The organism is Pseudomonas sp. B611 (genome assembly GCF_055407965.1).
In genome coordinates, this window is sequence record NZ_JBUZST010000014.1 from 94,464 (window position 1) to 108,458 (window position 13,995).

Annotated in this window: 12 protein-coding genes; 8 read left to right on the top strand and 4 right to left on the bottom strand. The window is 60.6% G+C overall.

Going from position 1 to position 13,995, the window contains the following annotated elements:
- Positions 1–2: 2 nt before the first annotated feature.
- Positions 3–950, bottom strand: a complete 948-nt coding sequence (locus tag ACZRMO_RS23455) for a DUF1853 family protein (protein ID WP_463974346.1) — start codon at positions 948–950, stop codon at positions 3–5.
- Positions 951–1,095: 145 nt separating this feature from the next.
- On the opposite strand from ACZRMO_RS23455, the gene ACZRMO_RS23460 reads away from it, so the two are divergent.
- The 8 genes from ACZRMO_RS23460 to ACZRMO_RS23495 all read left to right on the top strand — a co-directional run bounded on the left by ACZRMO_RS23460 (position 1,096) and on the right by ACZRMO_RS23495 (position 9,370).
- Positions 1,096–1,986: an NAD(+) kinase gene (locus ACZRMO_RS23460; protein ID WP_003217892.1), complete on the top strand. Its 891-nt coding sequence runs from the start codon at positions 1,096–1,098 to the stop codon at positions 1,984–1,986.
- Positions 1,986–2,957, top strand: a complete 972-nt coding sequence (locus ACZRMO_RS23465; protein ID WP_463974347.1) for a metallophosphoesterase — start codon at positions 1,986–1,988, stop codon at positions 2,955–2,957. Before ACZRMO_RS23460 ends, ACZRMO_RS23465 begins: the two co-directional genes overlap by 1 nt.
- Entirely contained in the window at positions 2,954–3,829 is an 876-nt protein-coding gene (locus ACZRMO_RS23470; protein ID WP_448184870.1) for a rhomboid family intramembrane serine protease, read from the top strand. Before ACZRMO_RS23465 ends, ACZRMO_RS23470 begins: the two co-directional genes overlap by 4 nt.
- 13 nt (positions 3,830–3,842) lie before the next feature.
- Complete coding sequence (locus tag ACZRMO_RS23475) at positions 3,843–4,103, top strand: YeaC family protein (protein WP_017738604.1); 261 nt, start codon at positions 3,843–3,845, stop codon at positions 4,101–4,103.
- Entirely contained in the window at positions 4,100–4,930 is an 831-nt protein-coding gene (locus ACZRMO_RS23480; protein ID WP_463974348.1) for a DUF2797 domain-containing protein, read from the top strand. Before ACZRMO_RS23475 ends, ACZRMO_RS23480 begins: the two co-directional genes overlap by 4 nt.
- Before the next feature lie 13 nt (positions 4,931–4,943).
- On the top strand, positions 4,944–7,601 hold the full coding sequence (pepN, locus tag ACZRMO_RS23485) for an aminopeptidase N (protein ID WP_463974349.1): 2,658 nt from the start codon (positions 4,944–4,946) through the stop codon (positions 7,599–7,601).
- 5 nt (positions 7,602–7,606) lie between these two features.
- Positions 7,607–8,713: a cell division protein ZapE gene (gene zapE, locus ACZRMO_RS23490; protein ID WP_463974350.1), complete on the top strand. Its 1,107-nt coding sequence runs from the start codon at positions 7,607–7,609 to the stop codon at positions 8,711–8,713.
- A 165-nt stretch (positions 8,714–8,878) separates the two neighbouring features.
- Positions 8,879–9,370, top strand: coding sequence for a GNAT family N-acetyltransferase (locus tag ACZRMO_RS23495; RefSeq protein WP_207046369.1), 492 nt, complete (start codon positions 8,879–8,881; stop codon positions 9,368–9,370).
- A gap of 96 nt (positions 9,371–9,466) precedes the next feature.
- On the opposite strand, the gene ACZRMO_RS23500 is transcribed toward ACZRMO_RS23495, so the two are convergent.
- From ACZRMO_RS23500 to ACZRMO_RS23510, 3 genes are all read right to left on the bottom strand, one after another.
- Positions 9,467–9,688, bottom strand: a complete 222-nt coding sequence (locus tag ACZRMO_RS23500) for a hypothetical protein (protein WP_124529691.1) — start codon at positions 9,686–9,688, stop codon at positions 9,467–9,469.
- 153 nt (positions 9,689–9,841) lie between these two features.
- Positions 9,842–12,079, bottom strand: a complete 2,238-nt coding sequence (locus ACZRMO_RS23505) for a TonB-dependent siderophore receptor (protein ID WP_463974351.1) — start codon at positions 12,077–12,079, stop codon at positions 9,842–9,844.
- Between the two features lie 128 nt (positions 12,080–12,207).
- On the bottom strand, positions 12,208–13,950 hold the full coding sequence (locus ACZRMO_RS23510) for a phosphoethanolamine transferase CptA (protein ID WP_463974352.1): 1,743 nt from the start codon (positions 13,948–13,950) through the stop codon (positions 12,208–12,210).
- Between the last annotated feature and the right edge of the window lie 45 nt (positions 13,951–13,995).

Sequence of the window (13,995 nt, forward strand, 5' to 3'; positions counted from 1 at the left end):
GGCTAGCTATTGCCCGGCACATCCGGCCAAAGATCCGCCACCAAAAACAACCGCTCCGCCTCTTCCCAATCCTCACCCACCTGCACCATCCGCACCAACAACTGCGCCGGCGCCATCGGATCAAGTGCTGCCAGCCAGCCTTGCATCTGCGCTTCGCTCCACACATCACTCGCACAATAATGCGCCGGCGCCAGCCATGCATGGCGGGGTAGGGGTTGCCAGCGGCCTGGCGCGCAGGTGCTGACAAAGTCTGGCCAATCCCGTTGATGCAGCCAGCGGCCACGCAGGTGCTGCGGATGGGCGCCAACCGGGGCTTGGGCCAGGCCGGGCCAGGGGTAGAGCAAATATCCGCCGAGCCAAAGATGCGCGTCGAACTGCTGGATATCCAACGCGGCCAGCGCTTCGCGGCTTTCCGGGCGTGCAGAAATCGGCAGTTGATGCTGGGCCAGATGCGCGAGCTTGCGGTCCAGCCGATCATGGCACCCAGGCCCCAGCCACAAGGCGCTGTCCTGGCCGTTTCCGTCCTGCGGCCCGAGGTAGAGTTTGATTGCCAGTTCCAGGTGATGCACGCCGTCGCGGTCGCGCAGGAGCATATCCAGTTCGCCGAGGGTATGCCCGGCACGGCGGATGGGCAGGTTGGCAGCCAGCAACTCTACGCCTGGCGCATGCTGTACGGCGAATTGCCATAATCGCTCGTAATACAGGCCCAGGCGCCGGGAGCGGGACAGGCTCAGCCAGTGTTGCAAGGCGTGGCTGTCTTGATCGAGTTTACGCAGCCAGCGCTCAAGCAAATCCGGCGCTTGTACCCAATCACTGCCTGCCAACGGATGGCGTTGTGGCCAGGGTGTCTGTGCGAGCATCGGCGGGGCGAGCATCACCCACGCGAGGTCGCGCACCTCAGGGTGGCGCAATTGGCGGGGCAGGTTGTGCAAATCCGGGAACACAGTCATGGTCCGAGCATAGCCGCTTAAATGTCTTGCAGGTGGCTGAGAACCATTGTCATCAAGGCTTCGCGGCGACAAAGGGTTTTGCCTGACGCGGCCTTTCGCCCATAATCGCGGTTTTCCGCCACACCGCACATCCCGCAGGAGCCCCATGGAGCAATTTCGCAATATCGGCATTATCGGTCGCCTGGGCAGTACCCAGGTGCTGGACACCGTCCGCCGGCTGAAAAAATTCCTGCTGGAACGCCACCTGCATGTGATCCTCGAAGACACCATCGCCGAAATCCTGCCGGGCCATGGCCTGCAAACCTCATCACGCAAGATGCTTGGCGAAGTCTGTGACATGGTCATCGTCGTCGGCGGCGACGGTAGCCTGCTCGGCGCCGCCCGTGCGTTGGCGCGGCATAATGTGCCGGTGCTGGGGATCAACCGTGGCAGCCTGGGTTTTCTGACGGACATTCGCCCGGACGAGCTGGAAGTCGAAGTGGCTAAGGTGCTCGACGGCCATTACCTGGTGGAAAACCGCTTCCTGCTGCAAGCCGAAGTGCGCCGTCACGGTGAAGCCATCGGCCAGGGCGATGCCCTCAATGACGTGGTGCTGCACCCTGGCAAATCCACGCGGATGATCGAGTTCGAGCTGTATATCGACGGCCAGTTCGTCTGCAGCCAGAAGGCTGACGGCTTGATCGTCGCCACGCCGACCGGCTCCACCGCCTATGCGCTGTCGGCCGGCGGGCCGATCATGCATCCCAAGCTGGATGCCATTGTGATCGTGCCGATGTACCCCCATATGTTGTCCAGCAGGCCCATCGTGGTCGATGGCAACAGTGAGCTGAAAATCGTGGTGTCCAAAGACATGCAGATCTACCCGCAGGTGTCCTGCGACGGGCAGAACCATTTCACCTGCGCCCCCGGTGACACCATCACCGTGAGCAAAAAGGCGCAGAAACTGCGGCTGATCCATCCGCTGGACCACAACTACTACGAAGTGTGCCGCACCAAGCTGGGCTGGGGCAGCCGCTTGGGGGGTGGAGGCGACTGATGCTCGATCCCGCGCGTAGCTACGACCTGATTGGTGACGTGCACGGTTGCGCTCATACCCTTGAGCACTTGCTCGACCAAATGGGTTACCAGAAGATCGGCGGCGTCTGGCGGCATAAGTCGCGGATGGCGGTGTTCCTCGGCGATATCATCGACCGTGGCCCGCGTATCCGTGAGGCGCTGCATATCGTCCACGACATGACCGAGGCCGGGCAGGCGTTGTGCATCATGGGCAACCACGAGTTCAACGCCCTCGGTTGGACCACCCTCGCGCCCCCCGGCAGTGGCAAGCAGTTCGTGCGTGAGCACAACCCACGGCATGCGCGGTTGATCCACGAAACCCTGACCCAGTTCGAGCAGCACCCGGCCGACTGGCACGACTTCCTTGGCTGGTTCTACGACATGCCATTGTTTGTCGATGCCGGGCGTTTCCGCGTGGTGCACGCGTGCTGGGATGACGGCTTTATCACGCCGCTGCGTGCGACGTTCCCGGACGGCTGCATTGACCCGCACTTCCTGCAGGCCGCCGCCGTGCCCGGCAGTTTTGCCTGCAACGCTTTTGACCGCCTGTTGCGCGGCACCGATATGCGCCTGCCGGATGGCTTGACGCTGACCGGTGGCGACGGGCTGACGCGCTCGTTCTTCCGCACCAAGTTCTGGGAAGACGACCCGAAAACCTACGGTGACATCGTGTTCCAGCCCGACGCGCTGCCTGACCCGGTGGCGCGTACGCCGTTGTCATCGACTGAAAAAAATTCCTTGTTGCGCTACGGCGTCGATGAACCGTTGTTGTTCGTCGGCCATTACTGGCGCAGCGGCAAACCGGCACCGATCCGCGAGAACCTGGCCTGCCTGGACTACAGCGCCGTGCTGTACGGCAAGCTGGTGGCTTATCGCCTGGATCAGGAAACACGCCTGGATCCGAGCAAATTCGTATGGGTCGACGTTGAGCGCCCCGAGGTTATCCAATGAGTACCGTGGCTGTATTGCGCTTGCCCCTGAGCGTCGACTTGGGCGGGTTCGTCCAACTGTTGCAACGCATGCAAGTGCCCCATCGCGTCAGCGAGGAAGCGGGCGAGCAAGTGCTGTGGGTGCCCGAGACCATCAGTGACGACGTGCGCGTGTTGTATCAGCGCTTTCCTGCCGGCGACCCGGACCAGCAGCTGGACATTCCCGAGCAGCCGCAAGCGCCGGTGACCCGCCCAAGTTTTGTCCAGCAGGTACGCCACAGTCCGGTGACGGCCTTGGTGCTGCTGGCGAGCATCATCGTCGGCGCCGTGACCTTGCTCGGTGACAACCTGCAAGCCATGGCCTGGCTGACCTTCCTGCCGTTTCGCATCATGGGCGAGTACATCCAGTTCACACCGCTGGCCGACACCCTCGCGTCCGGGCAGTGGTGGCGGTTGGTCACGCCGATGCTGATCCACTTCGGCATCCTGCACCTGGCCATGAACGGCATGTGGTACTGGGAACTGGGCCGGCGCATCGAAGTGCGCCAGGGCAGTATCAACCTGCTGGGCCTGACCCTGTTGTTCAGCCTCGTCTCCAACTACGCTCAGTACGCTTACGGTGGCCCCGGCCTGTTTGGCGGCTTGTCCGGCGTGCTGTATGGACTGCTCGGGCATTGCTGGATCTTTCAATTGCTCTCGCCAAACCCGGCTTACCGCCTGCCCCGCGGGGTGCTGGTGATGATGCTGGTGTGGCTGGTGCTGTGCCTGTCGGGCCTGGTCTCGATGATCGGCTTCGGCGAAATCGCCAACGCGGCCCACGTCGGCGGCCTGGCTATCGGTTGCCTCACAGGTTTGCTGGGCGGTTTGTACAACCGCCGCAAAGCTTCTATTTGATAAGGAAGAGCTCATGTCCTCTTTTGCTGAAATGATCGAAAACATCACCCCGGACATCTACGAGAGCCTCAAGCTCGCCGTGGAAATCGGCAAATGGTCCGATGGCCGCAAGCTCAGTGCCGAGCAGCGTGAACTGTCGTTGCAAGCGATGATCGCCTGGGAAATCCAGAACCTGCCGGAAGACCAGCGCACCGGTTACATGGGCCCACAGGAATGCCAGTCGAAATCGACCACCGTGCCGAACATCCTGTTCAAGTCGGATGCGATACATTGATTGAAATCGGTCGCGGTGCAGTCAGCAAAATGTCGGCGCAACTCGGTGAGCCGACCGTTCAATACGCGTTTCGCCTGGGCGATATCGAGGTGCCGGTCAACCCGTTGATCGGCAGCCATATCCGCCTGGAATACCTCGGCGCCATCCATTGCAGCCATTGTGGCCGCAAGACCAAGACCAGCTTCAGCCAGGGCTATTGCTACCCCTGCATGACCAAGCTGGCCCAGTGTGACCTGTGCATCATGAGCCCCGAGCGTTGCCATTACGACGCCGGCACCTGCCGTGAGCCGGGTTGGGGCGAGAAATTCTGCATGACCGACCATGTTGTCTACCTGGCCAATTCGTCGGGGATCAAGGTCGGCATCACCCGTGCCACCCAGCTGCCGACCCGCTGGCTGGACCAAGGCGCCAGCCAGGCGCTGCCGATCATGCGCGTGGCGACGCGCCAGCAGTCCGGTTTCGTCGAAGATGTGTTTCGCAGCCAGGTGGCCGACAAGACCAACTGGCGCGCGCTGCTCAAGGGCGATGCCGCGTCGGTGGACCTCAAGCACGTGCGCGATGAGCTGTTCGCGTCCTGCGCCGAAGGCATCAGCGCCTTGCAGGAGCGCTTTGGCCTACAAGCCATCCAACCAGTGACCGACATCGAGCCGATAGAAATCCGCTACCCGGTGGAGCAATATCCCGCCAAGATTGTCAGCTTCAACCTGGACAAGAACCCGATTGCCGAAGGCACGCTGCTGGGGATCAAGGGCCAATACCTGATCTTCGACACCGGCGTTATCAATATCCGCAAATACACGGCCTACCAGCTCGCCGTGCATCAGTAGAAGGATTGCAAGCATGCGCACCGAACAACCGAAGATGATTTACCTCAAGGACTATCAGGCGCCGGACTACCTGATCGACGAGACCCACCTGACCTTCGAGTTGTTCGAGGACCACAGCCTGGTCCACGCGCAGCTGGTGATGCGCCGCAACCCTGAACGCGGCGCCGGTTTGCCGCCGCTGGTGCTGGATGGCCAGCAACTTGAGCTGTTGAGCGTGAACCTGGCGGACCAGGAACTGGCGGCCGCTGACTACCAGTTGACCGACAGCCACCTGACCGTGCAGCCCAAGGCCGCAACCTTCACCCTCGACACCACGGTCAAGATCCACCCGGAAACCAACACCGCCCTGGAAGGCCTGTACAAATCCAGCGGCATGTTCTGCACCCAGTGCGAGGCCGAAGGTTTCCGCAAGATCACCTACTACCTCGACCGCCCGGACGTGATGAGCACCTTCACCACGACGGTGATCGCCGAGCAACACAGCTACCCGGTGCTGCTGTCCAACGGCAACCCGATTGCCAGCGGGCCTGGCGAAGACGGCCGCCACTGGGCGACCTGGGAAGACCCGTTCAAGAAGCCGGCGTACCTGTTCGCGCTGGTGGCCGGTGACTTGTGGTGCGTGGAGGACAGCTTCACCACCATGACTAATCGCGAAGTGGCGCTGCGCATCTATGTCGAGCCGGAAAACATCGACAAGTGCCAGCACGCCATGACCAGCCTGAAAAAATCCATGCGCTGGGACGAAGAAACCTACGGCCGTGAGTACGATCTCGACATCTTCATGATCGTTGCCGTGAACGACTTCAACATGGGCGCCATGGAGAACAAGGGCCTCAATATCTTCAACTCCAGCGCCGTGCTGGCCCGCGCCGAAACCGCCACCGACGCCGCGCACCAGCGCGTCGAGGCCATCGTCGCCCACGAATACTTCCACAACTGGTCGGGCAACCGCGTGACCTGCCGCGACTGGTTCCAGCTGTCGCTCAAGGAAGGCTTCACTGTCTACCGTGACTCGCAATTCTCGGCCGACATGAACTCGGCCACGGTCAAGCGCATCCAGGACGTGGCATACCTGCGCACCCACCAATTCGCCGAAGACGCCGGCCCGATGGCCCACGCGGTGCGCCCGGACAGCTTTATCGAGATCTCCAACTTCTACACCCTGACCGTGTACGAAAAGGGCTCGGAAGTGGTCGGCATGATCCACACCTTGCTCGGCGCCGAAGGTTTCCGCAAAGGCAGCGACCTGTACTTCGAACGCCATGACGGCCAGGCCGTGACCTGCGACGACTTTATCAAGGCCATGGAAGACGCCAACGGCGCTGACCTGAGCCAGTTCAAACGCTGGTACAGCCAGGCCGGCACGCCACGCCTGGCGGTGAGCGAGTCCTACGACGCGGCGGCCAAGACCTACAGCCTGACCTTCCGCCAAAGCTGCCCGGCCACCCCGGACAAAGTGGAAAAACTGCCGTTCGTGATCCCGGTGGCGTTGGGCCTGCTGAACGGAAAGGGCGCCGGCATCGCCTTGCGCCTGGCCGGTGAAGCCACTGCGGGCGACACCTCCCGCGTGATCTCGGTGACCGAAGCCGAGCAAACCTTCACCTTCGTTGACATCGCTGAACGGCCGTTGCCGTCGCTGTTGCGCGGTTTCTCGGCGCCGGTGAAGCTGAGCTTCCCGTACAGCCGTGACCAACTGATGTTCCTGATGCAGCACGACAGCGACGGTTTCAACCGCTGGGATGCGGGCCAGCAACTGGCCGTGCAGGTGTTGCAGGAGTTGATCGGCCAGCATCAGGCGGGTCAGCCGCTCGCGCTGGATCAGCGTCTTGTCGACGCGTTGCGTACCGTGCTGCGCGACGCAACGCTGGATCAGGCGATGGTTGCCGAAATGCTTTCGTTGCCGGGCGAAGCCTATCTGACCGAAATCAGCGAAGTGGCGGATGTCGAGGCCATCCACGCCGCCCGTGAGTTTGCGCGCCAGGAACTGGCTGAGCAGTTGTTTGACGACGTATGGCCGCGTTACCAGGCCAATCGCGAGCTGTCGAAGAAAACCCCTTACGTGGCCGCCGCCGAGCACTTTGCCCGGCGTGCCTTGCAGAATATTGCGCTGTCGTACCTGATGCTCAGCGGCAAGCCGCAGGTGTTGGCGGCGGCGCTGGAACAGTTCGACGCCAGCGACAACATGACCGAGCGCCTCACCGCGCTGGCGGTCCTGGTGAATTCGCCGTTTGAAGCTGAGAAGGCCCAGGCGCTGGCGGTGTTTGCCGAAAACTTCAAGGACAACCCATTGGTCATGGACCAGTGGTTCAGCGTCCAGGCGGGCAGCACGCTGCCGGGCGGCCTGGAGCGGGTCAAGGCGTTGATGGAGCATCCGGCGTTCACGCTCAAGAATCCGAACAAGGTACGCGCACTGATCGGCGCATTTGCCGGGCAGAACCTGATCAACTTCCATGCGGCAGATGGCTCGGGCTATCGCTTCCTGGCGGACCTGGTGATCCAGTTGAACGGCTTCAACCCGCAGATCGCCTCGCGCCAACTGGCGCCGCTGACCCGCTGGCGCAAATACGACAGCGCGCGCCAGGCGCTGATGAAGGCAGAGCTGGAGCGCATCCGTGCCTCCGGTGAACTGTCCAGTGATGTGTTTGAGGTGGTCAGCAAGAGCCTTGCGTAAAACCCATGGCGTTTGACTCACCACGCGCAGCCTACCAACACGCCATCGCCCAGCAGGGTTTCGTTGCCGACGAAGCCCAGCGTCGGGCGGTGGAGGCGCTGCAAGCCTGCCATGAAGCGCTGCATCAAGGCCGCTCGCCGATCACCGGGGTTTACCTGTGGGGCCCGGTGGGGCGTGGTAAAACCTGGCTGATGGACCAGTTTTACCAAAGCCTGCGGGTGCCTGCGCGGCGCCAGCATTTTCATCACTTCATGGGCTGGGTGCATCAGCGCTCGTTTCAGCTCACGGGTGTTCAGGACCCCTTGCAGGCACTGGCCCGTGAGCTGGCCCAGGAAGTGCGCGTGCTGTGCTTTGACGAGTTGTTCGTCAATGACATCGGTGACGCAATCATCCTGGGGCGTTTGTTTCAGGTGATGTTCGAGGAAGGCGTGGTGATGGTCTGCACGTCCAACCAGCCGCCGGATCAGTTGTACGCGGGCGGTTTTAACCGCGAGCGTTTCCTGCCGGGTATCGCGGCCATCCAGCAACATATGCAGGTGGTGGCGGTGGACGGCGCTGAGGATCATCGTTTGCACCCAGGCCTGGGCGTGCAGCGTTATTGGGTGAACCAGCCCGATGCGCTGGGCGAGGTGTTCAAGCAATTGACTGAGGGGCAGGCCGTGCGCAGTGGACCGGTCAGTGTCGGCTACCGCTCGATTGTCGCCGTGCAGTCCAGTGATAGCGTGCTCTGGTGCCGCTACGCCGATCTGTGCGAGCAACCTCTGGCGGCGATGGATTTCATGCAGCTGTGTGATCGTTTTAGCGCGATCCTACTCGGCGAAGTCCCTAACCTCAGTGCGCAAAAACGCCCTGGGCGCATTGCGCGTGGTACCGAAGATGGTGTCCAGCGTGTCGAGGCGGGTGATCGGGAGTTGCCCGAGTTGTCGGTACACGATGACAGTGTGCGGCGCTTCATTGCCCTGGTGGATGAATGCTACGACCGCAAAGTGCCGTTATTTATCGAGGCCAAGGTGCCGTTGGAGTGCCTGTACACCGAAGGTTATCTGGAATTTGCGTTTCGCCGCACGCTGAGTCGCTTGCAGGAGATGCAGTTGCAGCGCTTTGGGGCGTAAGAAAAACCCCCGGCACCACACTGTTCACGCGTGTTCATGCGCGGAACCACCGTATTTTCAGGCGGGAATTTGTAGTTAATCTCCTTCATCTATCGCCCGTACCGCGCTTACAATCGTCCGCCTTGAAGGGAGATGATTCCCGTGTGGTCGCTATCGAGGAAGGAAATGGACACCCCAGACATCCTGGTGCTGCAAGCCAGCTATACCAATCCCGTACACGCCGAGGCGATCAGCCTGGTACTCAACCATTACGCCGAAGACCCCATGGGAGGTGGCCACAGCCTGCCTGCCGATCTGTTGCAGCAACTGCCTGGCGAGTTGGCCAAGCGCCCGCATGCATTCAGCGTCCTGGCGTTTGTCGGCGGCGAGCCGGCGGGGCTGGTCAATTGCTTTGAAGGGTTTTCGACCTTTGCTTGTCGTCCCTTGGTCAACGTCCACGATGTGGTGGTGATGAATGCCTTTCGCGGCCTGGGCTTGAGCCAGAAAATGCTGCAGAAGGTCGAAGAAATCGCCCGTCAGCGCGGTTGCTGCAAGATCACCCTGGAGGTGCTCGAGGGGAATGCGGTGGCTCAGTCGGCATACCGCAAGTTTGGATTTGATGATTCGAAGTTTGATCCGGCACACGGACGCATGTTGTTTTGGCATAAACCTTTGTAAGTGGTTAGTGCTCGAAAGTGCAAAAAAAAGGCGCCAGAATCTGGCGCCAAGTTATCCTGGTCAAAAGAGCGGAATGACAAGAGGGTGACGGGTTAATCAACTTTTCGGTTGTGGCTCGTTGCTGTTTTGAACAGCAGGCACTGTTTTCGGGTTCTTCACATTAGCGGCAGCCGTTTGTTCGGCCTTGCTATTCTGCTGGTCTTGCATGAATTTGAAATTGGCATAGAACTCCCGCGAACGCTCGGCGCCACCTTCAGCAAAGGCGGCGGCAGAGGTCAGGGTCATCAGGCCGGCAAGCATCAAAGTAGAGAGTTTCATCGTCGGTATTCCCATAAGTATTTGATTGGCGTCTGTTCGCTTGATCAGACTCGTGGGGGCGATTATGTGCAGGCATTGTTAAGTGAGGCTTAAGTGAGCGACCGCGAAACTTAACGACCTCGTTAAGTTTCGCGGCTGCGCAGGCAAGAGGATTTACAGTTTCCAATCCAGAGCCAGCGTAATAGCGCGTGGGTCACCCCAATACACACCGTTGTAGAAGCCGACGCGCTCGTAATATTTTTTGTCAAATAGATTGTTTACGTTAAGGGATGCCGAAACGTGCTCGTCGAACTGGTAGCGCGACATCAGGTTGACCACGGTGTAGGCCTGTTGGGTGATCTTGGCGCGTTCGGTGTTCAGGTAGCCTTCCGTGTCCCGGCCGCCGCTTGGGCGATCGGCGAACTGGTAGAAGTCGCTCTGCCAGTTCACCGCGCCGCCAACGGTCAGCCCACGCCATTCGCCGGGCAGGCGATAGGACGTCGAGACTTTCAGCATGTTCAACGGCACGTTGGTATTGCTGCGCTGCTTGTCACCGTTCAGCGAGTGGGTGTAGCTGTAGCCCGCCGTGAGGTTCCAGTCCTGCATGACCTCACCTGACACCTCGGCTTCAAACCCCTGGACCTTGCTGCCTTTGCCGCCGGATGTGTAGAACTGTTCGCGGGTGATGGGGTCGGGTTTGGCGGCATTGTCCAGTTCGGCAACGTTGTCCTGGGTGCTCCAGAAATACGCGGCCGCCAGGTTCAGGCGCTCGTTCAACAGGCTGCCTTTAAGGCCGATTTCATAGTTGCTGCCCACCACGGGCTCCAGGTATTTCCTGCTGACATCACGCACGCTTTGCGGGTTGAAGATGTCGGTGTAGCTGGCATACACGGTGTACTCCGGCGTGATGTCGTACAGCAGGCCGGCGTAGGGGGTCCACATGTCGTTGTGGGTCTGGCGGGTTTTGGGCGCGCCGGTCAACTGGAAGTTGGCGTCATACTCCGGCGAGACGCTTTCGATCTCCCAACTGCCATAACGGCTGCCCAGTACCGCATGCAGTTTTTCGGTGAGGCTCAGGCGTGTCGCCAGGTAGCCGGCTTTTTGTTTCTTGCGCGAGTGTTCGCCTTGCAGGTTGGTGGTGCGGTCGGGGAACTTGGCGATGCCGCCCATGTGTTTCCAGTCTGCGATGTTCTCGTACCCATCCGGTGTTTCAAAACGCTGGTAGGGCGACGAGTCGCGCTGCTCGGACTCGCCGTAACCGACCATCAACTCGTGTTCACGGCCTAGCAATGAATAGGTGCCATTGAGATTCAGATCGACCACATCCATTTTCGACGTGCCCACCATCTGGTTGGTCCAGGCGGTCATGCCACTGCCATCGGGGTTGGGAAACCCCGAGCCGCCGTAATACACCTTGCCGTCGGTGTCACTTTGCCGGTGGGTGTAGGCGGCCTTCAGGCGCCAATCCGCAGACAGTTTGTGGTCGATGGAGGCGAAGGTGGTCTTGTCCTTGAGCGGCCAGGAGCTCCAATCGGCCGCCAGGTTGGCCGAGCGCGAGAGCCGCGCCTTGCTGCCGTCGCTGTTCCAATAGGGCAGGGTGCCCCAGGAGCTACCCTGCACGTGCTTGTTCTGGTAGTCAAAGCCTACGGCGACCACGGTGTCGTCCGTCAGGTCGCCTTCGAGAATGCCGTAGCCGACTTCCCGTTGCAGTGCGTAGTTGTCACGAAAGGACTTGCTATCACGGTACGCCAGCACCGTACGCCCGCGCAGCCGGCCGTCAAATGCCAGCGGCCCGCCCACATCCAGGTAGCTGTAGTAATTGTCATGGCTGGCGCCGCTGACGCCGGTCTGGGCTTGCCACTGGGCGGTGGGGCGCTTGCGAATCATGTTGACGGTGGCCGATGGGTTGCCGGCACCGGTGGTCAGGCCGGTGGCGCCGCGGACCACTTCAATGCGGTCGTAGATGATGGTGTCGGCGTCTGACTTCATGCGTCCGAAGGTGTTGAGCATGCCGTCGATCTGGAAGTTATCGATCCCGTAGCCACGGGATGAATAGCCCGCGCGATCCGAGTCCAGATGCTGCACGGTAACGCCCGTGGTCTGGCGCAGTACGTCAGTCAATGTATTGAGATTGAAATCATCCATCTGCTGGCGTGTGACCACCGAGATGGATTGCGGGGTTTCCTTGATCGACAGATTCAAGCGCGTGGCGGTGCTCATCGAGCCCGTGGTGTAGGCGCCTGTGTGCTCGGTGGTGGCGCCCAGGCCTTCGGCGGTGATGCTGGTGCTGCCCAGCTCCAGAGCCTTGGCCGGTGTGGGTTCGGGGTCGGTTTCAGCCAGCAGGTCAGGGCTCAGCACCACGCTGAACAGGCCAAGGGTGAAGGTCATGGAACGGGTGAAAGGCGCGAACATCGCGGAAGACTCCTTGTCGTCTTTGCGGCCTTCTCGGTAAGAAAAGGCCATGGCTCAAAGACGAAAGGAGCGAGGGAACTTTAGGGCTAGATGAGAATGATTGTTATCTTTTTGTTACAAGCCATTGTTTACTTGGCCACCACATCAGTGGGTTCGGCCTTCTTCGGCTTGATCAAGCTGAAATCAATCAACGGCTTTTGCTGGCGCATGTACGGGTTGCCGATCATCTGCGGGCGCGCCTTGAAGCTGTCGCTGACCAGGCTTTTGCTGCGATCCAGTTCGTCGAAGCTCAGCCCGGCCAGGTCGGCCCAGGTATGAATCAACTGCGAGCTGCTGTAAGGGCGCTGCAAGTCGCCGGCAAAGCTCCAGTCGTGGCTCTCGCGCCATTTCGGCGAGGCGTAGGCCATGAACGGAATGGTGTACATCGGCGCCGTCGGCTTGCCTTCGTTGCGCCCCAGGGTGGTATGGCCGGCAGAGTCGAATACGTCTTCGCCGTGGTCCGACAAGTACAGCAGGAAGCCGTTGGGATCGGTCTTGGCGTAGTCCTTGATCAGGCTCGACACCACGAAATCGTTGTACAGCACCGCATTGTCGTAGCTGTTGTAGGTCGGCAACTGATCGTCGCTGACCCCGGCCGGTACGCCTTGGCGGTCGGTGAACTTGTCGAAGGTCGGCGGGTAACGGTACTGGTAGCTCATGTGGGTGCCGAGCAAATGCACCACGATGAACTTGCGCTCGGCCGGGTCGGCCAGGGCCTTGGCGAACGGTGGCAGCACGTCGCCGTCGTACTGGCGGGCATTCTGGTTGCGGTTGTTGTTGAGGTAGACCTGCTCGTCAGCCTGCTCGGAGAATGTGGTGAGCATGGTGTTGCGCTTGGTCATGGTCTGCTGGTTGGTGATCCAGTAGGTCTTGTAGCCGGCTTGTTTCATCACGCTGACAATGGACGGGGTCTTGAGGTACAGGTCCGGGTTCTCTTCGTCAGCAAAAGTGAGGACCTGTTGCAGCGCTTCGATGGTGTAGGGGCGCGGGGTGATGACGTTGTCGAACACCGCCAGTTGGTCGCGCAACTTATCCAGTTCCGGCGTGGTGTTGCGCGGGTAGCCGTAGAGGCTCATGCGCTGGCGGTTGGTGGACTCACCGATCACCAACACCAGGGTCGAGGGTTGGCCGGCCATGGTGTCTTTGAGGTTGCGCAGCGGTGGGATCTGGCTGGCACTGTCGAGCATGCCTTGCATATTGTCCAGCTGCTGGGTGTAGCGGTGGTAGGCGACGATCATCTGCCATGGCACCGCCGGCTCGATACGCGCTTCGAAGCGGTCGATGGCATCTTCCATGGTGTCGCTGCGGGCGATCTGCTTGACCAGCGGGTAGCCGACAATCGCGATCACGATGGCAGTGGCCGCCACCAGTGCCTGGCCACGTGGCAGGTACACCGGGCGTACACGGGTCCAGAGGAACACGGCCAGCGCGGTGTGGGCAATGAACGCCAGCACGATCCACCAGGCGAAGTATTGGGTGGCATATTCGCCGGCTTCAGAGATGTTCGATTCGAACATGATGAAGATGACGCTTTGGGAAAATTCCTGCTGGTAGATGAAGAAATAACCCAGGCCTGCCATGGAACAGGCCCACAGCACCACGCCGATCAAGGCGGCGAGCAAACGGGTGTGGCGTGGGAAGACCAACAGGGGCGCGAGCCACAGCGCACTCATGAAGAATGCCTGGCGAAAGCCCGCGAAACCGGAAGTGCCGGTCAGTAGGATAAGAAGCTGGGTAATACCCGAGAAGTACCAGAAAAACAGGAACAGCCAGCCAAGGCCGGCCCAATCAAAGCCTTTCGCAGACTTAGTGCTGCGTTTGAACATCGCCATCCAGCGCTCCAACCCGGTGATTTTTCAGTTGTGTGCAGGAATGCA